This window comes from Curtobacterium sp. MMLR14_010 (genome assembly GCF_001865015.1).
Lineage (GTDB): Bacteria > Actinomycetota > Actinomycetes > Actinomycetales > Microbacteriaceae > Curtobacterium.
The window spans coordinates 4182-26926 of the sequence record NZ_MJGV01000002.1; the positions used below are offsets into that span (position 1 = coordinate 4182).

General features: G+C 70.1%; 18 protein-coding genes. 10 read left to right on the forward strand and 8 right to left on the reverse strand.

What is annotated here, in order from left to right; all coding sequences use genetic code 11:
• Positions 1-36: 36 nt before the first annotated feature.
• Together BIU98_RS00145 and BIU98_RS00150 are read right to left on the reverse strand one after the other, a co-directional pair.
• Positions 37-2793, reverse strand: coding sequence for an MMPL family transporter (locus BIU98_RS00145; RefSeq protein ID WP_071269530.1), 2757 nt, complete (start codon positions 2791-2793; stop codon positions 37-39).
• A gap of 73 nt (positions 2794-2866) precedes the next feature.
• The gene (locus tag BIU98_RS00150) at positions 2867-3508 is read right to left on the reverse strand and encodes a TetR/AcrR family transcriptional regulator (RefSeq protein ID WP_071269532.1); all 642 of its coding nucleotides are present in this window, start codon (positions 3506-3508) and stop codon (positions 2867-2869) included.
• Positions 3509-3644: 136 nt separating this feature from the next.
• Between BIU98_RS00150 and BIU98_RS00155 the strand changes: the two genes are divergently transcribed.
• Together BIU98_RS00155 and bla are read left to right on the forward strand one after the other, a co-directional pair.
• Positions 3645-5126: a mannitol dehydrogenase family protein gene (locus tag BIU98_RS00155; protein WP_071269534.1), complete on the forward strand. Its 1482-nt coding sequence runs from the start codon at positions 3645-3647 to the stop codon at positions 5124-5126.
• 170 nt (positions 5127-5296) lie between these two features.
• Complete coding sequence (gene bla, locus BIU98_RS00160) at positions 5297-6301, forward strand: class A beta-lactamase (RefSeq protein ID WP_083392827.1); 1005 nt, start codon at positions 5297-5299, stop codon at positions 6299-6301.
• On the opposite strand, the gene BIU98_RS00165 is transcribed toward bla, so the two are convergent.
• Positions 6267-7253: an alpha/beta hydrolase gene (locus BIU98_RS00165; protein WP_071269536.1), complete on the reverse strand. Its 987-nt coding sequence runs from the start codon at positions 7251-7253 to the stop codon at positions 6267-6269. The genes bla and BIU98_RS00165 overlap by 35 nt on opposite strands.
• Before the next feature lie 132 nt (positions 7254-7385).
• Between BIU98_RS00165 and BIU98_RS00170 the strand changes: the two genes are divergently transcribed.
• Positions 7386-7652 carry a hypothetical protein gene (locus BIU98_RS00170; protein WP_071269538.1) on the forward strand — a complete coding sequence of 89 codons (267 nt, stop codon included), beginning with the start codon at positions 7386-7388 and terminating at the stop codon, positions 7650-7652.
• A gap of 53 nt (positions 7653-7705) precedes the next feature.
• Here the strand turns inward: BIU98_RS00170 and BIU98_RS00175 are convergent, their stop codons facing one another.
• On the reverse strand, positions 7706-8728 hold the full coding sequence (locus tag BIU98_RS00175; RefSeq protein ID WP_071269540.1) for an ABC transporter substrate-binding protein: 1023 nt from the start codon (positions 8726-8728) through the stop codon (positions 7706-7708).
• A 59-nt stretch (positions 8729-8787) separates the two neighbouring features.
• Here BIU98_RS00175 and BIU98_RS00180 point away from each other — a divergent pair, with 59 nt between their 5' ends.
• Together BIU98_RS00180 and BIU98_RS00185 are read left to right on the forward strand one after the other, a co-directional pair.
• A complete protein-coding gene (locus tag BIU98_RS00180; protein WP_071269542.1) occupies positions 8788-9618 on the forward strand; it encodes a siderophore-interacting protein in 831 nt (276 codons plus the stop codon).
• Positions 9619-9662: 44 nt separating this feature from the next.
• Positions 9663-10406, forward strand: coding sequence for a hypothetical protein (locus BIU98_RS00185; protein ID WP_139200481.1), 744 nt, complete (start codon positions 9663-9665; stop codon positions 10404-10406).
• A gap of 212 nt (positions 10407-10618) precedes the next feature.
• On the opposite strand, the gene BIU98_RS00190 is transcribed toward BIU98_RS00185, so the two are convergent.
• From BIU98_RS00190 to BIU98_RS00200, 3 genes are read right to left on the reverse strand one after another with little or no spacing between them, the layout of a single operon-like run.
• Positions 10619-11533: a carbohydrate ABC transporter permease gene (locus tag BIU98_RS00190; protein ID WP_071269546.1), complete on the reverse strand. Its 915-nt coding sequence runs from the start codon at positions 11531-11533 to the stop codon at positions 10619-10621.
• A 1-nt stretch (position 11534) separates the two neighbouring features.
• Entirely contained in the window at positions 11535-12500 is a 966-nt protein-coding gene (locus tag BIU98_RS00195) for a carbohydrate ABC transporter permease (RefSeq protein ID WP_083392830.1), read from the reverse strand.
• A gap of 54 nt (positions 12501-12554) precedes the next feature.
• Positions 12555-13922 (reverse strand): extracellular solute-binding protein, encoded by a 1368-nt coding sequence (locus BIU98_RS00200; RefSeq protein ID WP_071269548.1) that lies wholly within the window; start codon positions 13920-13922, stop codon positions 12555-12557.
• A 235-nt stretch (positions 13923-14157) separates the two neighbouring features.
• Between BIU98_RS00200 and BIU98_RS00205 the strand changes: the two genes are divergently transcribed.
• Entirely contained in the window at positions 14158-15660 is a 1503-nt protein-coding gene (locus tag BIU98_RS00205) for an alpha-N-arabinofuranosidase (RefSeq protein WP_071269550.1), read from the forward strand.
• A gap of 491 nt (positions 15661-16151) precedes the next feature.
• Here the strand turns inward: BIU98_RS00205 and BIU98_RS00210 are convergent, their stop codons facing one another.
• Positions 16152-17183, reverse strand: coding sequence for a LacI family DNA-binding transcriptional regulator (locus BIU98_RS00210; RefSeq protein ID WP_254787743.1), 1032 nt, complete (start codon positions 17181-17183; stop codon positions 16152-16154).
• Between the two features lie 166 nt (positions 17184-17349).
• Between BIU98_RS00210 and BIU98_RS00215 the strand changes: the two genes are divergently transcribed.
• The 4 genes from BIU98_RS00215 (at position 17350) to BIU98_RS00230 (ending at position 22684) form a co-directional block, all read left to right on the forward strand.
• Entirely contained in the window at positions 17350-18285 is a 936-nt protein-coding gene (locus BIU98_RS00215; RefSeq protein ID WP_071269552.1) for a carbohydrate ABC transporter permease, read from the forward strand.
• 164 nt (positions 18286-18449) lie between these two features.
• A complete protein-coding gene (locus BIU98_RS00220; RefSeq protein ID WP_139200512.1) occupies positions 18450-19259 on the forward strand; it encodes a carbohydrate ABC transporter permease in 810 nt (269 codons plus the stop codon).
• Positions 19260-19393: 134 nt separating this feature from the next.
• Complete coding sequence (locus BIU98_RS00225; protein WP_139200482.1) at positions 19394-20728, forward strand: sugar ABC transporter substrate-binding protein; 1335 nt, start codon at positions 19394-19396, stop codon at positions 20726-20728.
• Between the two features lie 108 nt (positions 20729-20836).
• Positions 20837-22684 (forward strand): beta-galactosidase family protein, encoded by a 1848-nt coding sequence (locus BIU98_RS00230; protein ID WP_071269558.1) that lies wholly within the window; start codon positions 20837-20839, stop codon positions 22682-22684.
• Positions 22685-22745 lie beyond the last annotated feature (61 nt).

Sequence of the window (22745 nt, forward strand, 5' to 3'; positions counted from 1 at the left end):
GGCGACACGGACTGCGATCTCGGGGTGGGGTGGGGGCTACTCCGCGCGGTGGGCCGGCTTGTGGCCGGACTCGTGCGGGTTGGCGTCCGGCTCCACCGGCAGGGCGTGGGTGCCCGTGCGGGTGTCGTCGTGTGCCTGCGCGGCTCCGACCGTCGCGGGCTCGCTGCTCCGCTGGAGGTCGGCGTTCCGGTCACCCGGGTGCGACCGCTCGAGCTTGGCGCCCTCGACGTCGACGTCCGGCACGATGCGGTCGAGCCACTTCGGGAACCACCAGGCGCTCTTGCCGAGCAGGTGCATCGCGGCCGGGATGAGCAGCATCCGGACGACGAACGCGTCGACGAGGACACCGAACGCCAGACCGAACCCGATCGGCTTGATGGTGGAGGAGTCCGAGAAGATGAACCCCGCGAACACGGAGATCATGATGATCGCCGCTGCCGTGACCACCGCGCGCCCGGCGTGCAGACCGCGCTGGACGGCCACCTTCGCGCTCGCGCCGTGGGCGTAGGCCTCGCGCATGCCCGACACCAGGAACAGCTGGTAGTCCATCGCGAGCCCGAACAGGATGCCGATCTCGATGATGGGCAGGAAGCTCAGGATCGGCGCGGGGTCGTGCACGCCGAAGACGCTGCCGAACCACCCCCACTGGTAGATCGCCGTCAGGCCGCCGAAGGCCGCGAGGACCGACAGGATGAAGCCCGCCGTCGCCGTGATCGGGACCAGGAAGGAGCGGAACACGACGATCAGGATGATCAGCGAGAGCCCCACGACGACCGCCAGGTAGAGCGGCAGCACGTTCGAGAGCTTCTCGGACACGTCGATGTTCGCGGACGCGTTGCCGGCGACACCGAGCGTGGCCTTCCCGTCGTCGACGGTGACGTCCTGCGTCCGGAGGTCCTTGACGAGGTCCTCGGTCGAGATGCTGTCCGGGCCGCCGTTCGGCTTCACCTGGAACGCGATGATGTCGCGTGCCTTCGAGGCGCCGATCGGCAGCACGGCGTCGACGTCGTCGTTCTTCGCGATCGCCTGGCCGATGGTGACCTCGGTCGCGGTGACGTCGTCCTTGCTGATCGCGTTCGGCAGGGTGGCCACGACGAGCAGCGGCCCGTTCTGCCCGGCGCCGAACTCCTTGCTCAGCGTCTTGTACGCCTTGTACTGGCTGGAGTCGACGGCCTCGGACGAGCCGGACGGCAGCCCGAGGCGCATCTGCGTTGCCGGAAGCGCGATCGTGCCGAGCACCGCGACGCCGGCGACGAGCGTGATGACCGCGCGCCAGGTCGACATCGGCTTGTTCGGGACACGGGTCGAGCCGGTGTTCCCGATGCGCGTGCGCTCCTTCCCCCGGAGGATCCGCATGCCGATGATCGACAGCAGCGCCGGGGTGAAGGACGTGGCGATGAGGATGGCGAAGAACACCGCGACGGCGCCCACCGTGCCCATCAGGCCGAGGAACGGGATGCCGGTGATGTTGAGCGCCAGCAGGGCCACGATGACCGTCGCGCCGGCGAACACCACGGCGTTGCCGGACGTGCCGTTGGCGAGCCCGATCGACTCGTGCACGCCCATGCCCTGCTTCAGCTGGGTCCGGTGGCGGTTCAGGATGAACAGCGAGTAGTCGATGCCGACCGCCAGGCCCAGCATCACCCCCAGCACCGGCGTGACCGAGATGAACTCGACGAGGCTGGAGAACGACAGGGCGGCGAGCGACGCCACCCCGATGCCGAGCACGGCACTGACGAGCGGCACCGCGGCGCCGACGATCGTGCGGAGCATCAGGAACAGCACGATGGCGGCGACGATCACGCCGGCGATCTCGCCCGGGCCGAGGATCGACGGGACGCCCTGGGCGATGTCGTTCGACACGTACACGCGGACGCCATCGATCTTCGCGGCCTCGGCCTTGTCGGAGATCGCGGTCTTCGTGGTCTGCGGGACCTCGTACGTCGACTTCGTGAACTGCACGGTGCCGATCGCGGCGCTGCCGTTCGAGGAGACGAAGCGGATGTCCTTCGACAGGTCGAGCAGGTCGGATCCCTGCTCGAGCTGCTTCGCGCTGTCGTCCAGCTTGGTCGTGTTCTCGTCGATCTGCTGCTGTGCCTGGGTGAGCTGCTGCTCGCCGGACGTGATCTGGGCCTGCTGGGCGTCGATCTGCGCCTGGGCCTGCGTCAGCTGGGCCTGCGCGGCCTGGGCCTGGGCTGCTGCGGCGGAGGCCGCTGCTGCTTGGGCCTGTGCTGCTTGGGCCTGTGCTGCGGCGCCGGACGAGGACGCGGCGGAGAGCTGCTGCTTCTGGGCGTCGAGCTTCGCCTGCGCGTCGGCGATCTGCTGCTTGCCGGACTCGAGCTGGGCCTTCTGGGCGTCGAGCTGCGCCTGGCCGTCCTCGATCTTCTGGCGACCGTCCGTGATCTCCTTGCGGCCGTCGACGATCTTCTGGCGCTGGTCGTCGAGCCGGTCCTGCGTGCTGAACCCGGACGTCGCACCCTTGACGCCGTCGAGGTCCTCGAGGTCCGTCAGGAAGTCGTCGACCCCGCTCTTCTGGGCGCTGGTGAAGGCCTTCCCGCTCGTCGTCTCGAAGACGAGCGTGCCGTTCCCGCCGTTGGCACTCGGGAACTTGTCCGCGAGCTGGTCCTGCACCTGGCTGGTCTTGGTGTTCGGGATGGTGATCGACGAGGAGATGGTCCCGGCGAACAGGGCGTACGTGCCGCCCGCGATCCCCATGATCACGATCCAGGCGATGATGACGAGCCAGTGCCGTCGGGCGGCGAATCGTCCGAGGCGGTAGAGCAGACCGGCCATGGGGTGCCCCGTTCCTTTCGTAGTGGGTGGTGCGTGCGGAGTGGGGTACGCCGGTGGACCCCTGGTGGTGATGTCAGTGGGCGGGCAGGTAGCCGCTGCGGACGCTGTGCACGAGTCGTGCGAGCAGGGCGTCCCAGTCGTCGAGGGCGTCCTGGTCGAGGCGCGGCCCGGTCGTCGTGAGCCAGTGTTCCGCGATGACGACGATGCCGCTCATGAGCGAGTCGACGAGCAGCGCGGCGTCGAGTTCGTCGGCCGCCGGGTGGCGCCGGATCACCTCGACCCGGAGGCGTTCCGTCACCCGGGCGAAGGCCGTCTGGGTGAGGATCGCCGCCTTGGCGTCGGTCTCCTCGTCCGGTTCACCGAGGATCGTGGCCATCCGGGCGATGGCCGGCGCCAGGTCGGCTCCGCGCGCGGCGGACTCGAGCTCGTCGAACATCGAGGAACGGGAGCCGTCCCCGACCGGGGTGTTGGCGATGTCGCCGAGGAAGCGGTCGATGATCACCGACAGCACCTCTTCGCAGACCGTGAGCAGGATCTCGTCGAGCGAGGAGAAGTGGTTGAACACCGTGCGACGGGCGACGTCGGCGCGGGCGGCGAGCTCGTCCACGCTGAACCCACGGCCGCCGCGCTCGTCCACGAGGTCGCGGGCGGCCTGCAGGATCGCCGCACGGTGCTTCGCCTTGAGGGCAGCACGGCGGTCGATCGACAGGGTCACGGAGGAAACACTAGGTGCAACGATGCACTCAGTGCACCGAAGCGGAGCGGACGCTCAGTCTTGTCCCCCGGCGACGGTGGAAGACTGGCGCGACGGCCAGCGTGACCGGCCGACCGATCCGTACGAAGGAGTACCGATGTCCGTCCCCCTCTCCCCGGCCACACTCGACGAGATCGCCGCGGCGGGGGTCGCCGTCCCGACCTACGACCGCACCGGGATCACGGCCGGCATCGTCCACTTCGGCGTCGGCGGGTTCCACCGGGCACACCAGGCGATGGTCATCGACCGGCTCCTGCAGCGCGGTGAGGCCCGCGAGTACGGCATCTGCGGGGTCGGCGTCCTCGAGCAGGACCGCCGCATGGCCGAGGCGATGCGGACGCAGGACGGGCTCTACACGCTCGTCCTCAAGCACCCGGACGGCACGCGCGAGGCCAGGGTCATCGGCAGCATCGTCGACTACCTGCTCGCCGTCGACGACCCGGACGCCGTGGTCGAGAAGATGGCGTCGCCGGACACGAAGATCGTCAGCCTGACCATCACCGAGGGCGGGTACAACTTCGACCACATCACCGGTGCGTTCGTCGAGGACGAGCCCGGCGTGGTCGCCGACGTCGACGGGGACACCCCGCCACGCACGGTCTTCGGCCTCGTGGTGGCCGCGCTCCGTCGCCGTCGAGACCGGGGCCTCGAGCCCTTCACCGTGATGTCGTGCGACAACATCCAGGGCAACGGGCACGTCGCCCGGGCGATGTTCACCGCCTTCGCCCGACTGCAGGACCCCCGCTTCGCCGAGTGGATGGACGAGCACGTCGCGTTCCCGAACTCGATGGTCGACCGGATCACCCCCGTCACCACCGACGAGGACCGGGCCGCGGTGCGTGACGAGCTCGGCATCGAGGACGCCTGGCCCGTCGTCGCCGAGCCGTTCTTCCAGTGGGTGCTCGAGGACGACCACCCCGCCGGACGCCCGGCGTACGAGGACGTCGACGTGCAGATCGTCGCGGACGTCGAGCCGTACGAGCTGATGAAACTCCGGCTCCTCAACGCGTCGCACCAGGGCCTGTGCTACTTCGGGTACCTCTCCGGCCACCGCTACGCGCACGAGGCCACGCAGGACCCGGCCATCGCGACCTTCCTCCGTCGGTACATGGACGAGGAGGCGACCCCGACCCTGCAACCGGTGCCCGGGATCGACCTCGACGACTACAAGGCGACCCTCATCGAGCGCTTCCAGAACCCCGAGGTCCGCGACACCCTGGCCCGGCTCTGCGCCGAGTCGAGTGACCGCATCCCGAAGTGGCTGCTGCCGGTCGTGCGGGACAACCTCCGATCGGGCGGACCCGTCACCCTGTCGGCCGGGATCGTCGCCTCGTGGGCGCGCTACGCCGAGGGCACGGACGAGGCGGGGGAGCCGATCGCGATCGTCGACCGCCTGGCCGAGTCCCTGAACCGCATCGCCCGGACGCAGCGCGAGGACCCGCTCGCCTTCATCGCGAACCGACAGGTCTTCGGGGACCTCGTCGACGACGAGCGGTTCGTCGCCGCGTACCGCGACGCCCTCGACGGGCTCGTCCGCGACGGCGCGCACGCCACGGTGGAGCGGCTGTCGCGCGGGTGACGCGGGGCGGCGCGGGCGCGGCGCGGGCGCGGCGCGGGCGCGGCGCGGGCGCGGCGCGGGCTGGTGTTCGGTGCGAGGTTGCACACACCGTGCGGCACGACGGGCCCGCACCGGGGGGACAAGCTCGCACGGGTTGGAGAAGTGCGCACAGTGCGGGAGAGGATGGCGGGATGCGATCGAGGTCGAAGGTGTCCGCTGCCGCCGTGGTGCTCGTGGGGGCGCTCGCGCTCGCCGGGTGCGACGCCACGACGGCTCCGCCCGCGCCGACGTCCGCTCCTCCCACAGCAGCCCCGTCCGGGTCCGCGTCCACGTCGCCGTCCCCGGTCCCGTCCTCGTCGGGCACACCGACCGCGACTCCGACGGCCTCCTCGGCAGCGGCGACGGCCCGCGCCTTCCGCACGCTCGAGCGCGACCACGGCGCACGACTCGGCGTCACGGCCATCGACACCGGCTCCGGGCAGCGGGTCACCTACCGATCGGGGGAGCGGTTCCCGTTCGCCTCGACGAACAAGGTGTTCGTCGCCGCCGTGGTGCTCGCGCAGTCCTCCGGCGCGGATCTCGACACCGTGGTGCACTACGACCGTTCGGACCTGCTGGCCCACGCCCCCGTGACGACTCGGTCCGTCGACACCGGGATGACCGTCCGGGCGCTCCTCGACGCGATGCTCCGGTACAGCGACAACACCGCGGCGAACCTGCTCGTGGAACGGGTCGGTGGACCGGCCGTGGTCGAGCAGGCCCTGCGCGACCTCGGGGACCGGACGACGAACGTCGACCGCGTCGAACCCGATCTCAACGAAGCGGTCCCCGGCGATGCGCGCGACACCACCACGCCGGCGCAGTTCGCGGCCGACCTGCGCCAGGTCCTCCTCCGATCGGCGCTCGATCCGTCCGATCGGAGGATGCTGCGCGAGAGCATGCTCGGCAACACCACGGGCGACGCGACGATCCGAGCGGGGGTCGACCCCGCATGGGCGGTCGCGGACAAGACCGGGACGGGGTCGTACGGCGTGCGCAACGACATCGGCATCGTCTTCCCGACCGGCCGGGCACCGATCGTGGTGGTCGTGATGACGAGCAAGGACACCGCGGACGCCGAGCCGGACGACGCGCTCGTGGCGGCGGCGACGAGGACCGCGGTCACCGCAGCAGGGTCCCCGCCCAGCGGCCGATGACGTCGTAGGCGCGCTCCCGGACGGCCGGCTCGGAGAGCACCACGTCGTGCAGCGCACCCCGGAGCCGGCGGACGGTGACCTCGTCGCCGAGTGACAGCGCGCGCCGTGCGACGGCGTCGACGTTCAGGGCGACGTCGGCGTGCGCCATGCCCTCGTTCCACCGTGGCTGGAGCATGCTCTTGTCGCTGAGCATGACGAGGACGGGGAAGGGCATGCCCAGACCGTGCTCCACGGTCTGTTGGCCGGCGAAGACCGCCGCGAGCCACCCGGGGTGCAGCGGGAAGCCCCGGTCCGGACGCCACCGCTGGTCGTAGGTCCAGCTGCCCTCGCCGGTGCTCGAGACAGTCCGGGTGTAGAAGCCGGGGTCGACGGCCGGAATCGGGGCGAGCGGGTTGCGGCGCGCGCCGAGACGGATGAGCGGCGCCACCAGGTTGCGACCGACCGCGTCGCCCTGGAACTCGAGCCACGGGCTGTTCAGCACCAGTCCGTCGACCAGGTCCCGGTGCCTCGACGCCCAGAGCGCGAGGGTGAGCCCACCCGTCGAGTGCCCCATCGGCACCAACCGTCGACGCGGGCCGTGGTGCTCGGCCGCGATGGCGTCGAGGGCCGCGCGGATGTCGTCGTCGTACACGCCGAGGTCGTCGGTGCCGCCCGGGGTCTGTCCTGGCCGCAGGCTCCGCCCGTACTTCCGGAGGTCGAGGGCGTGGAACCGGGCACCGAGGCGTTCGACCCGCTCGGCGAGCTCGGTCTGGAAGAAGTAGTCGGACCAGCCGTGCACGTACAGCACGTCGGTCCCCTCGAGCGGCCCGCGCAGGTGCAGCAGGTCGCCGGGCGTCCACCGTCGTCGCACGAGCGTCGCCACGACGGGGCCCTCGGCGTCCTGACCGAGTGGCAGCTCCAGCCGTTCGTACGACGGGCCGAGGACGTCCTGGACCCAGCCCGATCGCGTCATCCCTCGTTCCTACCGGAACACGGTCCACCGCGGACCGACAGGAGCACGGTCCACCGGGAACCGACAGGAGCACGGTCCACCGGGACACGCGGCCCTGAGCAGCGCTCAGCGGTCGCACGTACGCTCGTCGTCATGTCTGACTTCACCGCCGCACAGGCCGCCGTCGTCCGGATCGAGCGCGCCGAGGAGGGGCGCTGGGACCTGAGCGTCATCAGCGACAGCGGCGTCCGCATGGGGCACGGCGAGTACCTCTTCACCGCCGACCAGGACGACGCGCAGAGCGAGGTCGCCGCTGCCGCCGAGTTCGTCCGCGGGTACGGGTTCCGCTTCGAGGCCGACGCGGTCGTCGGCGACGGCCCGGACGCCTTCTGGGCACCCCTGCTGCCGCTCGACGCCTGACGCGGACCGCCTGACGCGGACCGCCGGGCACCGGCCCGCAACGGGGCCCGGTGCTACGACACCGTCCTGCTGTCCTCGAGCCACCCCGCGAGCTCCGTCATCGCACTGGCCTGCGACGCGTAGTCGAGCCCGGGCACCGGCCAGCTGTGCACCTGCCCGGCGACGAGTGCCGGGTCGTCGGCGAAGGTCGGTTGCGCGAGGAGCTCTCGGGCCTGCCAGCCCTCCGGGGTGAGCAGGATGACGTCAGCGTTCACCTTGCCGGCGTTCGCCCAGCTGTACACGCCCCAGTAGAAGCCCTTCGGACCCGGGTCGACGAGGTCGACACCGAGGCTGTCGTACAGCTGCAGGGTCGGCTCGTCGGCGGGACGCATCACGTACACCCCGTCGGCGTCGGCGTACATCGAGACGACCCGGAGGTCGCGACCGTCTGCGGCGTCGGACAGCGCCGAGCGAGCGGTGTCGAACGCACGCTCAGCCCGATCGACGGTCGACCTCGCGGCGCCGAGCGACTCCGCCAACCGGGTGACCTGTCGGACGGCGTCGAGGCCCTTCCCGCCCCACTCGACGCGGAGGACGGGTGCGATCTTCCCGATCTGGTCCTGCCGGGTGCGGCTCGCGAACCCGGTGCCGAGGTCGTCCGTGTCCACGGAGCCGTCCGTGGGGTAGACCGACGTCACGACGAGGTCCGGCTCCAGGTCCACGAGTCGGTTCAGGTCGACGTCGCCGTCGTCCGTCCCGACCTCGGTGATGCCCGTGGTGTCGAGGCCGTCGAACCGGGCATCCTCCGACAGGGGGACCGTCCCGAACGTGCCGACCGGGTGCAGGCCGTAGTGCAGGAAGGAGACGGCGAGGTCGTCCACCACGACGATGCGTTCCGGCCGGTGGTCGAGTTCGATGGTGGTGCCGGTCGCGTCCTCGAACGACCAGGCGTCAGCAGCCGGGCGGGGAGGGGCGTCCGCGCGGCTCGTGGGGCCGGTGACCGTGGTCCCGCCGGTGCAGCCCGCGAGCAGCATCAGCCCGACGACCACGGCGGTCAGCAGGGCGGCGCGACGGGTGCCGGATCGGGGGAGCTCCACGGCACGAGAGCGTATCCGACACTCCTTGCATGACCGAGGACTTAGGTTAGCCTTGCCTCATGGCGAAGACCCCGCGGCTCATGCCCACGAACCCGCGGCTCTTCCGCGCCCAGGTCGTCCGGTCCGTCCGTCTGACCCCGTCGATGCACCGCGTCACGGTGACGGGGCTCGACCTGCACGAGTTCGACCACCTCGGCTACGACCACTGGTTCCGCCTGTTCGTGCAGCTGCCGCACCAGGACGCCTTCGAACTGCCCGAACTCGACGGCGCGAAGTGGTGGCCGCCGTTCCTCGCCATCCCCGAGGCCGTCCGCCCGCACTGCGCGAACTACACGGTCGCCGCCCACCGCCAGGACGTCGGCGAGCTGGACATCGACTTCGTCGTGCACACGGGCGCTGACGGCGCCCCCGAGGGCCGCGCCGCGATCTGGGCCTGCGCCGCGCAGCCAGGCGACGAGCTCGCCGTGCTCGACCAGGGCCGCATCTTCGACTGCCCGCCCGACGCCAGCGAGGTGCTCGTCGTCGCGGAGGAGACCGGCCTGCCCGGCGTCGTCGGCATCGCCGCGTCCCTGCCGCGCGACACCGTCGGTCGCATCATCCAGGAGGTCCCGACCGCCGCCGACGTCCGCGACCTGGACGCCCCGGCCGGGGTCACCGTGACCTGGGTCGTGCGCGAGCACGAGGACCCCTCCGCGGTGCCCGGCACGGCCGCGCTCGAGGAGCTCCGCCGCCACACGCTCTCCGACGACCGCGGTTACGCCTTCGTCGTCGGAGAGTCCACCCTCGCGACCGAGGGACGCCGTCACCTGCACCGCGCCGGCCTGCCGAAGTCCCGCATCACGTTCTCCGGGTTCTGGAAGCACGAGGCGAAGATCCGCGTCGACGCCTGACCCGTCCGGCGTCCGCGAACCGGTCGACGTGGCAGGGTGGTCGCATGGGGACGGTACGGGGAACGGTGACGGTCGGCGCGGTCGTGGCAGCGGTGCTGCTGATGACGGGGTGCGCGCAGGAGATGGACGACGCGGCACCACCCGAGCCGACGGCGTCCCGGACACCGACCCACACGTCGACCCCGACCCCCACCCCGACGGCGACGACGCCGCCGATCGCCCGGGCGCTCCCGGACACGGTCGACGCGGGCACGGTGTCCTCGGGCGTCTCGGCGACGGCGTCGGCGACCGGCCCGTCGAACGTCGCCTTCCACACCGAGGGCGCGTTCGCGGTCGTCATCGAGCTCGACTGCTCGGCGTGCACCGGGACCGCGACGGTCACCGCGCCGGGGCGGATGTCCCCGTTCGGCCGTGCGACCGCCCCGCTGAAGGGCTCGTTCCTGACGGCGGTCATGCGCGACGACGCACCGGACCAGACGGTGATCGTCGACGCGCAGGGCCCGTGGTCCGCCACGATGCGCAGCTGGAACGACATCCCGTCCGTCTCAGGAGCGCAGTCCGGCACCGGTCCGGCCGTGCTGTTCCTCAGCGACGACGTCCCGCACGTGTCGGTCGACTTCACGCCCGCGGACGCCGACGACTCCTTCAGCGGCCGGGTCTTCACGACGTCGGACCAGCCGAAGATCTTCGGCAACACCGAGGCCTTCGCGGAGCAGTTCGACGTCGACCTGCCCGGCGTCATGGCGATCCAGACGAACGGCACCTGGACGGTCACGCCCGTTCCCTGACCCGGGCCCGGTGGTCGTTCCGTCCCATGACACGTGCGATGGGATGTGGTTCCGCGCGTTGCAGGTCGGAGCGAACGACCGCCTACGCGCGATTCGACCTACCACGCGCGATTCGACTCACCACGCGCGACCGGCGGTGCATCCGCACCACGCAACGGACGGGAGGCTCGGTGCCAGCTGGCACCGAGCCTCCCGTCCGTCGTGTGGTGGCGTCAGCCCTTCAGGCCGGAACCGGTCACGCCCTCCACGATCTGCCGCTGGAAGATCAGGTAGAGGATGATCAGCGGCAGCGCCGCGAGCAGCGCACCCGCCTGGATGTCGGCGTAACGCTGACCGAAGCTGCCCTGGACTGTGGCGAGCCCGACCGGGATCGTCATGAGGTCCGGGTTCGACAGCACGAACAGCGGCAGCAGCAGGTTGTTCCACACCCCGACGAAGGTCAGGATCGTGACGGCCGCGATCACCGGACGCGACAGCGGCAGGATGACCGACCAGTAGACCTTCCAGATGCCGGCGCCGTCGATGCGGGCCGCCTCCTCGAGCTCACGGGGGATGCCGTCGAAGAACTGCTTGAAGATGAACACCGCGATCACGGCGGGCACCTGCGGGAAGATGACCGACCAGTAGGTGTTGAGCAGGCCGACGGCGTTGAGCTCCTGGAAGATCGGGATGATCAGGACCTGGGTCGGGATCATGATGCCCAGGATGATGAGCAGGAACGCGACGTTCCGGCCGCGGAACACCAGGCGGGACAGCGCGAACGCCGCCATCGAGGCGAACAGCACGGTCAGCACCGCGGTGACGATGCTCGTGATGGCGCTGGCGAGGTACCAGTTCCAGATGTCGCCGGCCTGGAACAGTGCCGCGTAGGAGTGCAGCGTCGGGTTCCAGTTCGACAGGATCGAGTTCGCGCCGAGCGCCGCGACGCCGTTGTCGGACAGGGACGTCTTCAGGGCGAACACGCTCGGGATGAGCCAGATGATCGCGAAGACCGTCAGGATGATGCCCGACGCGATCGTGAAGCCGCGGCCGCTGACGCCGATCTTGGCGGCGCTGGTGGGGGCGGTTGACGAGACGCCGGACCGGAACTTGGGGCGGTCCGTGGTGATGCTCTCGGTGGTGGTCATCTCAGGCTCCGATCTCACGCTTGGCGGCGACCCGCTCGACGATCTGCCGGATGACGGCGATCGCGACGATCACGATGAACAGGAGGACGGACGCGGCCGAGGCGGCACCCAACCGGTTGTCGGTGAAGCCGACGCCGGTGATGAGCTGCAGCGAGACCTGGGTCGAGATGCCCGGACCGCCGTTCGTCATCAGGTACACCTGGTCGAAGATCTTCAGGGACGCGATGATCTGCAGCAGGATGACCAGGGTCGTGGTGCGGCCGAGCAGCGGCAGGGTGATCGACTTGATCTGCTGCCAGTTCGAGGCACCGTCGACCGCAGCGGCCTCGTACAGCTCGCGGGGGATCTCCTGCAGGCCGGCCAGGTAGAGCACGAAGTTGAACCCGAGCGTCCACCAGACGGTGGCGATGGCGACACCGATCATCGCCGTGTTCGGGCTCGCCAGCATGCCGGCACCCGGGGTCATCCCGAGCAGCGACTGGATGCTCGCGAAGAGGCCGGTGCTCGGCGTGAAGATGAACACCCAGATCAGCGAGATGGTCGCCGACGGCAGGATGAACGGCAGGAAGAAGGCCAGGCGGAAGAACCACTGGCCCTTGTTCATCCGGTTCGTCAGCACGGCGAACACGAACGCCAGGATCACCAGCGGCGGGGTCGTGTAGAGCGTGAACTGCAGGGTGTGCCACAGCGACGACCAGAAGTCGTCGCGTCCGAGCATCTCCGCGTAGTTCGCGAACCCGGCGAAGGTGCCGAGCCCGGTGCGGACCGTCGACGTGTTGAAGAAGCTCGTGACGATCATCCAGACCGTCGGGCCGAGCAGGAAGGCGATGTAGAACAGGCCGAAGGGGGCCAGGAAGAGCCAACCGCTGCGGCCCTGGCCACGGGTCAGGCTGGTGCGGTAGGTGCGCAGCTTGCGGGGCGCGCTCGCCGCGTCCGTGGGCCGGTCGAGGACAGGTGCTGTGGTCACGTCATCGTGCCTTTCGCAGGGTGTTCACGGCGTTCGTGGTGGTCGTCGGGCCGATCACAGCGGGCTCGGCGTGTTGAGGTAGGTCGAGAGCTGGGACTTGATCGCGCTCATGGCGGCGGCGGGGGAGCTGCTGCCCTGCTGGACGAGCGCGAGCTGGGCGCCGACGGTGTTCTCGAAGGTGGAACCGGACCCGCCGTACCAGGCGGCGTCGTCGAACACGGCGGACGCGGCGGCCGAGGCGTAGTTCGACTGGGGCGTCAGCTTCTCGTACGCGGAGCTGTCGAACGTCGGCATGTACGCCGGCACGTGACCACCCTGAGCCCACGTGAGGCTCTGGTCGAGCATCTGCTTGATGAAGAGCATCGCGGCCTTCTTCTGCTCCGGCGTGCGGTCCTTCCGCGGCAGGATGAAGGTGTGCGAGTCGGCCTGGGCCGCCGGCTTGTCGAAGAGCTGCGGGATCGGCGCCATGCCGAACTTCAGCCCCTTGATCGACTGCGCGGTGCTGATCTCCCACTCGCCCTGCATGAAGAAGCCGGCCTTGCCGGTGAACATCAGCGTCTGCGCGGTGGCGTAGTCGAGGCCCTTGTTGAGCCAGCCGCTCTTGACCCACTTCTGGGTCATCTCGGTGACCTTCGTGTAGGCGTCCTCGTTGACGGTGAGCTTCGCGCCGCCGTCGCTGATGAACGGCGTCGCGCCCTCGATCTGGTTGTACATCGTCCAGAAGAAGCGCCACGGGGTCGCGATCTCGCTGACGTTCGCCACGTTGAGGGCCGTGCCGCCGGTGACCTTGGACACCGCGGCGAGGGCGCTCTCGAAGGCGTCGATGCCGGTGAGGTCCTTGAGGTTGCCGTCGCCGTCGAGCAGGCCGGCCTTCTGGCAGACGTCGACGTTGTAGAACAGCACGAACGGGTGCGTGTCGAGCGGGATGGCGATGTTCTTGCCGTCGGTCTTCTGCGCGGTCCAGGCCTTCTGGTTGAAGTCGCTGGCGCTGAGCCCGACCCCGGCCAGGTCCTCGGAGGTGATCGGGTCGAGCAGGTCGCCGTCCCAGAGCGGCTTCGCCCGGGTCAGGTGGGCGATCGCGACGTCCGGCGGCTTGTTCCCGACGGTGGCCAGTGTGACCTTCGAGTAGTACGGGTTGCCCCAGGCGAACGTCGTCGCCTGCAGGGAACTGGAGCCGCCGTGCTGCTTGGCGTAGCCGGCTTCCATCTCCTGCATGCGGAGACCGTCGCCGCCGCCGAAGAGGTTCCAGAAGACGAGCGTCTCCGGGTTGAGCGCACTGCCGGCGAGGCCGGCGGAGAGCGGGCTCGAGCACGCGGCGAGGGGGAGGACGGTCGCGGCCGCCGCTCCGGCAGCCAGGAGGCTCCGCCGGGTGAAACCGGCGCCCCGTGACTGCGAGACGGGTGGTACGGGTCGGATCGGCATGGCATCACTCCATCGTGGGCCGGGCTGCGGAACACGTGGGTCAGTGCTCCGTGAGCGCTCACATTAGCCTCGCTGTCCGCGGCGCGCCACCCCTTTCGTCACGACATGGATACCGGTAGCGTTACGGAACAGGTGAGCGCTCACTCTCCGGAACGACTCGAGACCGAGCGCGACCTGCCGCACCGGGTGCAGTGCGCCCGGAGCCCACGAGCCAGCAGATGATCGAAGGAGATCCATGCCCCGCACACACCTCGTCCTCGACGCCGCGTTCACCGTGGGGCCGGTGCGCCGCCGCATCTTCGGTGGGTTCGTCGAGCACCTCGGTCGCCACGTCTACGACGGCATCCACGAGCCCGCTCACGAGAGCGCCGACGAGCACGGCTTCCGCAAGGACGTCATCGAGCTCGTCAAGGAGCTCGGCGTCACCACCATCCGCTACCCCGGCGGCAACTTCGTCTCCGGCTACAAGTGGGAGGACGGCGTCGGCCCGGTCGACCAGCGTCCCCGCCGCCTCGACCTCGCGTGGCACTCCACCGAGACGAACGAGGTCGGCCTGCACGAGTTCCAGCAGTGGCTCGACTCGGTCGGCTCCGAGATGATGCTCGCCGTCAACCTCGGCACCCGCGGCACCGACGCCGCCATCGAGCTGCTCGAGTACGCGAACATCCGCAGCGGCACCGCGCTCGCCGACCAGCGTCGTGCGAACGGCCGTGAGGAGCCCTTCGGCATCACCATGTGGTGCCTCGGCAACGAGATGGACGGCCCCTGGCAGCTCGGCCACAAGAACGCCGACGACTACGGCAAGCTCGCGGCGATGACCGCCAAGGGCATGCGGCAGATCCAGCCCGACCTGGAGCTCGTCATCTGCGGGTCCTCCGGTGCGTCGATGCCGACGTTCGGCGAGTGGGAGCGCACGGTCCTCGAGCACGCCTACGACGACGTCGACTACATCTCGGCCCACGCCTACTACGAAGAGGGCACGGACATGCCGACCTTCCTGGCGTCCGGCGTCAACATGGACCGCTTCATCGACACGGTCACCACCGCGGCCGACCACGTCAAGGCGCACAAGAAGTCCGACAAGCGCATCGACATCTCGTTCGACGAGTGGAACGTCTGGTCGATCTCGAAGTGGAACGAGCAGCAGAAGGAGTTCACGCTCGACGAGTGGCCCGTCGCCCCGCGTCTGCTCGAGGACGTCTACACGGTGGCGGACGCCGTCGTCGTCGGTGGCCTGCTCATCTCGCTGCTGCGCCACGCGGACCGCGTCGCGTCGGCCTCGATCGCGCAGCTCGTCAACGTGATCGGCCCGATCATGACCGAGCCCGGTGGCGAGGCCTGGCGCCAGACCACCTTCTTCCCGTTCTCGCTGACGTCGCGGCTCGCACACGGCACCTCGCTGCAGGTCATCGCGTCGGGTGACACCGTCGACGGTGGCACGTACGGCGAGGTCCCGGTCGTGGACTCCGCCGCCACGATCGAGGACGGCAAGGCCGCCGTGTTCCTGGTCAACCGCCACCCCTCGGAGAGCACGACGGTCACCATCGACCTGTCCGGGCTCGACGTCACGGGTGACGTCCACGCCGAGGGCGTCTGGGACGACGACCTGCACGCGGTCAACGACCTGACGAACACGTCGCGCGTCGGCCTCCGCACGAACGAGTCGGCTCGCCGCGAGGGCGACACCGTCACGATCGAGCTCCCTCCGGTGAGCTGGACGGCGCTGTCGATCGGCTAGTCCCGCATGGGGTCGTTCCCCGCTGAGCAGGTCGGAACGCGCGGAGGTGGTCGAGTTGTCGACGCCCTCCGCGCGTTCCGTCGTTCCAGGGCGGGCGCGATGGGAAGGAACGCACGACGGGGCGGACGGGAGGCTCGGTGCCGGGGCGGCACGAGCCTCCCGTCCGGCGGGCGGTAGCGCGCGGTGGGCCAGGCTGCACGGTGCGGGGTCTCTCGGCCGGTGCGAGGTTGATCGCTCCGTGCGAGGACACAGGAGTGCACGAGGTGCGCAACCTCGCACGACGGGAACGGAACGCACCACGGGGCGGCCGGGAGGCTCGGTACCGGGCCGCCACGAGCCTCCAGTCCGGCGGGCGGTAGCGCGCGGTGGGCCAGGCTGCACGGTGCGGGGGCCCTCGGCCGGTGCGAGGTTGATCGCTCCGTGCGGGGACACAGGAGCGCACGAGGTGCGCAACCTCGCACCATCCGCCACCGCCCGCGCGCCCGCCCGCGCTACCGCGCCGGCGGCGGCGCCGTGCTCGCGCGCTCGACCAGGCGCACCGGGACGAGGTCCGTCGTGGCGACGACGGGCGCGCCCTCGATCTGGGCGAGCAGGGTCGAGACGGCGCGGCGACCGACCTCGTCGAAGGACTGGTGCACGGTGGTCAGCGGCGGCCAGAACGAGTCGGACTCCGGCGAGTCGTCGAAGCCCACCACGCTGAGGGACTCCGGCACGGTGCGCCCGAGCTCGTGGCACGCGCGGAGGATCCCGAGGGCGGTCTGGTCGTTCGCGGCGAACACCGCGGTGATCTCCGGGCGCCGGGCGATCTCGAGGCCGGCGCGGTAGCCGGAGGACGTGTTCCAGTCCCCGTGGAACACCGGCGGGACGACCCGGCCGGCACGCTCGAGCGTGGTCTGCCACGCGGCGAGCCGTCGCGCCGCCGAGTACGACGACGACGGCCCGGCGACGTGCCACACGGTGTCGTGGCCGAGGTCGAGCAGGTGCTGCGTGGCGAGCCGGGCGCCGTCGGTCTGGTCGGTGTCGATCGCCGGGTGCTCGGTCGTGCCCGTGGAGTCGACGACCACCATCGGGACGCCGTCGGGCAGGGCGACCTCGGCGGTGTCGATGACGTGCGACTCGATGATGATCACCACGCCGTCGACGGCCTGTTCGTGCAGGCGGGAGAAAGCCGAGCGGACGCCCTCCTCGGTGCGGGAGGCCATCGGCAGCAGCGTGATCGTGAAGTCAGCGGCTCCGGCGGCGTCGGCGATGGCCTCGAGCGTGCGCATGTTGCCGAAGGACGCCAGCGTGAACATGATCACGCCGATCGTGCGGAAGCGCCCGGAACGCAGGGCCCGCGCTGCCCGGTTCGGCCGGTAGCCGAGCGAGGCCATCGCCTGCTGGACGCGCTCACGGGTGTCGGGACTGACGTTGTCGAAGCCACGTGCAACCCGCGACACCGTCTGCATCGAGACGCCGGCAGCGTCCGCGACGGCGGCCATCGACGGCGAGCGGCGGCCGGTGGCGGACAGGTCGGTCGTCACGTCGCTCCTTCGTCGGGCGTGGCCGGGACGAACGCCCGGGGGACAGCCGGACAGGGAGCCGGCCGCTCCGAACGGTAACGCATGTTGACGTTGCCATGCTATCGTCGGCTCGTTCGATGTTGACGTCAACATCGACGTCCCCGAACGCAGCAGACGAAGGAGTCACATGAGCACGCTCGCAGCGCGCACGGCCCCGGCCGGGTCGCCGGCAGCGCCACCGCGACGTCGGCCGAAGCCGAGGGGCCGGTTCACCGGGTGGCTCTTCGTGGGCCCGTTCGTCGTCGTCCTGGTCCTCATGCTCATCGTGCCGATCGGGTACGCGCTCTGGCTCAGCCTGTTCCGCGACCAGCTCGTCGGCGGCAACCAGTTCGTCTGGTTCGCCAACTACGTGCAGCTCCTCCAGGACTCGCAGTTCTGGTCCGGCTTCGGTCGGGTCGTCGTGTTCCTGGTCATCCAGGTGCCGATCATGCTCGGGCTCGCGCTCGTGGCCGCCCTCACGCTCGACAGCGCGCGGCTCTGGGGGACGTCGTTCTTCCGCATCGCGGTGTTCCTGCCCTACGCGGTCCCCGGCGTCGTCGCGGCGCTCATCTGGGGCTTCATCTACGGCAACCAGTTCGGCCTGACCGGTGCGGCGAACGACGCCCTCGGCATCGACCTGCTGCAGCCGTTCAGCCCGACCTGGGTCCTCACGTCGATCGGCAACGTCGTCACGTGGGAGTTCCTCGGCTACAACATGCTGATCTTCTACGCGGCCCTCCGCACCGTCCCCGGCGAGCTGTACGAAGCCGCCGAGCTCGACGGCGCCGGACCCCTGCGCACGGTCTTCTCGATCAAGCTCCCCGCGCTCCGCGGCCCGATGGTCATCGCCACGATCTTCTCGATCATCGGCAGCTTCCAGCTCTTCAACGAGCCGAACCTGCTGAAGACCCTCGCCCCGAACGTCATCGGCAGCTCCTTCACGCCGAACATGTACGCCTACTCGCTGTCCTTCAGCGGCCAGCAGTTCAACTACTCCGCCACCGTCGCCATCGTGATGGGCGTCATCACCGCCGTGATCGCCTACGTCGTGCAGGTCCGCGGCACCCGACAGGAGAACCGATGAGCACCCTGCAGCACCCCGCCACCGGTCCCGCCGGGCCGGCCACGGTGACCGAGGCGACCACGACGCTCCGCGACGGCCGTGGCGGCGCGGGACGAGCCTCCAGGAAGGCGAAGCAGCCCGTCGACGGCCGCAAGCCGAAGCGGTCCGGTCTCCTGACCGCCGTGATGATCGTCTTCGTCGTGTACTCGTTCGCGCCGCTGTTCTACCTGCTCGTGAACAGCACGAAGACGCAGTCGTCGCTGCTGTCCACGTTCGGCCTCTGGTTCGGCGGGGACTTCAACCTCTGGCAGAACATCGTCGACACCGTCACGTACAACGACGGCATCTTCCTGCAGTGGTTCGGCAACACGCTGCTGTACGTGGTCGTCGGTGCCGGCGGAGCGACGCTCCTGGCGACCGTCGCCGGCTACGGCATGGCGAAGTTCGCGTTCCCCGGCCGCCGCGCCGTGTTCGCGATCGTCCTCGGCGCCATCGCGGTGCCCGGTACGGCCCTCGCGGTCCCGACCTTCCTGCTCTTCTCGCAGGTCGGCCTGACCAACACCCCGTGGGCGATCATCCTGCCCTCGCTGATCAGCCCGTTCGGCATGTACCTGGTGTGGACGTACGCGGTCGACGCGATCCCGTCCGAGCTCCTCGAGGCCGCCCGCATGGACGGCGCGGGGGAGTTCCGGATCTTCTTCACGATCGCGCTCCGCCTGCTCGCCCCCGGTGTCGTCACCGTGCTGCTCTTCGCCGTCGTCGCGACGTGGAACAACTACTTCCTGCCGCTCATCATGCTGAGCGACCCGAAGTGGTACCCGCTCACCGTCGGCCTCAACCAGTGGAACGCGCAGGCCACCGGTTCCGGTGCGCAGCCGATCTACAACCTCGTCGTCACCGGTTCGCTCCTCACGATCATCCCGATCGTGGTCGCGTTCCTCTTCCTGCAGCGCTTCTGGCAGTCCGGCCTCGCCGCCGGGTCCGTCAAGGCCTGACCCACGGCCGGGAGGCTCGAGGCGACCCCGCCACGCGCCTCCAGCCCGCCAGCCAGGAGGCTCGGGGCCACCCCGCCACGCGCCTCCAGCCCCACAGCAGCACCTCCCAACACGAAGAAGTGAAAGGCACCCCCATGAACACGAAGGCCCGGCGCGGACTCAGCGCCCTCGCCATCGGCGTCACCGCCGCCATCGCCCTGGCGGCCTGCTCGTCCGGCGGCTCGTCCTCCGGCGGCTCCGCCTCGGACATCGACTCGGCGCTCGCCAAGGGTGGCACGCTGACCTACTGGTCCTGGACCCCGTCCGCGAAGGCCCAGGTCGCCGCGTTCGAGAAGCAGTACCCGAAGGTCGACGTCAAGCTCGTCAACGCCGGCACCGGTGCCGACCAGTACACGAAGCTGCAGAACACGATCAAGGCCGGCTCGGGTGCCCCCGACGTCGCGCAGGTCGAGTACTACGCCATCCCGCAGTTCTCGCTGTCCGAGTCGCTCCTCGACCTGTCGAGCTACGGCTTCGACGGCCTGGAGAGCAAGTTCGCGGCCAGCACCTGGAGCTCCGTGACGAACGGGGACAAGGTCTACGGCCTGCCGCAGGACTCCGGCCCCATGGCGCTGTTCTACAACAAGAAGGTCTTCGACGCGAACGGCATCACCGTCCCGAAGACGTGGGACGAGTACGTCACCGCGGCCGAGAAGCTGCACCAGTCCGACCCCGACGCGTACATCGCGGCGGACTCCGGCGACGCCGGCTTCACGACCAGCATGATCGCCCAGGCCGGTGGCACGCCGTTCACCACCTCGGGCGACAAGGTGACCGTCAACCTGCAGGACGAGGGCACCGAGAAATGGACCTCGACCTGGAACGAGCTCGTCGAGAAGAAGCTCCTCGCCAAGACCGTCGGCTGGACCGACGACTGGTACAAGCAGCTCGGCAACGGCCAGATCGCCACGCTCATCACCGGCGCCTGGATGCCCGGCAACCTCGAGGCGAGCGTCGCCGACGCCAAGGGTGACTGGCGCGTCGCCCCGATGCCGACCTACGACGGCTCGAAGGCCGTCACCGCGAACAACGGCGGCAGCGCCGAGGTCGTCATGAAGCAGACGAAGAACCCGGCCCTCGCCGCCGGCTTCCTCAAGTGGCTGAACTCGTCGAAGGCTTCCACGAAGATCTTCATGGAGTCCGGCGGCTTCCCGTCGACCACCGCGGACCTGGAGTCCTCGGCCTTCCTCAACGAGGAGCCGGAGTACTTCGGTGGCCAGAAGATCAACGAGGTCCTCGTCGACGCCTCGAAGTCGTCGGACAACGACTTCACCTACCTGCCGTACCAGGTGTACGCGAACAGCGTCTACGCCGACACGGTCGGGCAGTCCTACGAGAAGGGCACCTCGCTGGAGTCCGGTCTCGAGGCCTGGCAGAACGCGCTCGTGAAGTACGGCAAGCAGCAGGGCTTCACGGTCTCGACCAAGTAGCTGCAGCTCCACCATCCCCGGGGTCGTGCGGACACCAGTCCGCACGGCCCCGCTGTCTCGGGTCGCGTCGGCACCGTCCGCGCGGCCCTGCTCTGAAAGGCTCTGCCCATGCGCTTCGCGATCGGCGACACCGACTTCCTGCTCGACGGCGAGCCGCACCGGGTCCTCTCCGGCGCGATCCACTACTTCCGCGTCCACCCGGACTTGTGGGCCGACCGCATCCGCAAGGCCAAGCTGATGGGCCTCAACACCGTCGAGACCTACGTCGCGTGGAACGCGCACGAGGCCTCGCCCGGGCAGTTCGACTTCACCGGCGGACTCGACCTCGGCCGGTTCCTCGACCTCGTCGAAGCCTCGGGCATGCACGCCATCGTCCGTCCCGGCCCGTACATCTGTGCCGAGTGGACCAACGGCGGGCTGCCGTACTGGTTGTTCACCGACGGCACCGTGGGCATCCGCCGCGACGAGCCGCAGTTCCTCGCCGCCGTGTCGCGGTACCTCGACGCGCTCGCGCCGATCCTCGTCCCGCGGCAGATCGACGCCGGGGGTCCGATCGTCCTCGTGCAGGTCGAGAACGAGTACGGCGCGTACGGCTCCGACCCGGTCTACCTGGCGAAGCTCGAGGCGATGCACCGTGACATCGGGCTCACCGTCCCGTTCACGAGCGTCGACCAGCCCATGGGCACCATGCTCGAGGACGGCTCGCTGCCCTCCCTGCACAAGACCGGGTCGTTCGGCTCGCGGTCGACCGAGCGGCTGGCCCGTCTCCGGCAGGCGCAGCCCACCGGGCCGCTGATGTGCTCGGAGTTCTGGGACGGCTGGTTCGACAGCTGGGGCGAGCACCACCACACCACCTCGGCGTCGGACAGCGCTGCCGACCTCGACGTGCTCCTCGCCGCGGGTGGCTCCGTGAACGTCTACATGTTCCACGGCGGCACGAACTTCGGCTTCACGAACGGCGCGAACGACAAGGGCGTGTACCGGCCGATCGCGACGTCCTACGACTACGACGCCCCGCTCGACGAGGCCGGCCGCCCCACGCCGAAGTTCCACGCGTTCCGCTCCGTCATCGAGCGCTACGCGCCCGTGCCCCCGCTGCCGGCATCGATGGAGCCCGGTGGGTCCGGCGTCCTGCACGACGGTCCCGGACCCGACGGCACGTCCGGCCAGGAGGCTCGGATCGCCCCCGCCACGGACCTCGCCGTCCAGCTCGACCGGTCGACGGCCCTGCGCACGCTGCTCCCGCAGCTCACGTCCTGGACCACGCACGAGACGACCCCGACGTTCGACGAGCTCGGTGCCGCCTCGGGCTTCGTGCTGTACCGGACCGAGGTCGACCTGCCTTCCGGCGGCGTCCTCACCATCGGGGGAGAGGTCCGCGACCGCGTCCTCGTCAGCGTCGACGGCCGATCCGTCGGCGTCCTCGAGCGCGAGCACCACGACCGGGCGATCGCGCTCCCGCCGGTCACCGGGACGCTCGAGCTCCTCGTCGAGGACCAGGGCCGCGTCGACTACGGCACGCGGATCGGCGAGCCGAAGGGCCTGATCGGCGGCGTGGCGGTGGACGGCGTGCCGTTGTCCCGGTGGACGGCGTCGCCGCTCGCGCTCGCCCCCATGCCGTCCGTGGCGCTCGACGTGCTGCGCGCGCTGGAGCCCGTCGGCTCCTCGGGTGCTGCCGACGTCCTCGCCGGGCCCGTCGTGGCGCTCGGGTCGTTCGAGCTTGACGTGGTCTCCGACCGGTACCTGGCGCTCGACGGCTTCCGGAAGGGCGTCGCCTGGGTCAACGGGTTCTGCCTCGGGCGGTACTGGTCGCGCGGGCCGCAGCAGACCCTGGCGGTGCCGGGGCCGGTCCTGCGTGCGGGTCACAACGAGGTCGTCGTGTTCGAGTTGCACGCATCGGCGTCCCGCACGGTGCACCTGCGCGTCGAGCCCGACCTCGGCCACACCGAGGCCTGAGCGGGTCGGTGCGCGCAGCGGTCCTGCCGCGGGTCGGATCGCGCTCAGGAGGTCGAATCGC

Bases quoted from the DNA above. Each gene is read 5' to 3' on its own strand.
- BIU98_RS00145 (WP_071269530.1), bottom strand. From the start codon at position 2,793: ATGGCCGGTCTGCTCTACCGCCTCGGACGATTCGCCGCCCGACGGCAC.
- BIU98_RS00155 (WP_071269534.1), top strand. From the start codon at position 3,645: ATGTCCGTCCCCCTCTCCCCGGCCACACTCGACGAGATCGCCGCGGCG.
- bla (WP_083392827.1), top strand. From the start codon at position 5,297: ATGCGATCGAGGTCGAAGGTGTCCGCTGCCGCCGTGGTGCTCGTGGGG.
- BIU98_RS00165 (WP_071269536.1), bottom strand. From the start codon at position 7,253: ATGACGCGATCGGGCTGGGTCCAGGACGTCCTCGGCCCGTCGTACGAA.
- BIU98_RS00170 (WP_071269538.1), top strand. From the start codon at position 7,386: ATGTCTGACTTCACCGCCGCACAGGCCGCCGTCGTCCGGATCGAGCGC.
- BIU98_RS00180 (WP_071269542.1), top strand. From the start codon at position 8,788: ATGGCGAAGACCCCGCGGCTCATGCCCACGAACCCGCGGCTCTTCCGC.
- BIU98_RS00185 (WP_139200481.1), top strand. From the start codon at position 9,663: ATGGGGACGGTACGGGGAACGGTGACGGTCGGCGCGGTCGTGGCAGCG.
- BIU98_RS00190 (WP_071269546.1), bottom strand. From the start codon at position 11,533: ATGACCACCACCGAGAGCATCACCACGGACCGCCCCAAGTTCCGGTCC.
- BIU98_RS00200 (WP_071269548.1), bottom strand. From the start codon at position 13,922: ATGCCGATCCGACCCGTACCACCCGTCTCGCAGTCACGGGGCGCCGGT.
- BIU98_RS00205 (WP_071269550.1), top strand. From the start codon at position 14,158: ATGCCCCGCACACACCTCGTCCTCGACGCCGCGTTCACCGTGGGGCCG.
- BIU98_RS00215 (WP_071269552.1), top strand. From the start codon at position 17,350: ATGAGCACGCTCGCAGCGCGCACGGCCCCGGCCGGGTCGCCGGCAGCG.
- BIU98_RS00220 (WP_139200512.1), top strand. From the start codon at position 18,450: ATGATCGTCTTCGTCGTGTACTCGTTCGCGCCGCTGTTCTACCTGCTC.
- BIU98_RS00225 (WP_139200482.1), top strand. From the start codon at position 19,394: ATGAACACGAAGGCCCGGCGCGGACTCAGCGCCCTCGCCATCGGCGTC.
- BIU98_RS00230 (WP_071269558.1), top strand. From the start codon at position 20,837: ATGCGCTTCGCGATCGGCGACACCGACTTCCTGCTCGACGGCGAGCCG.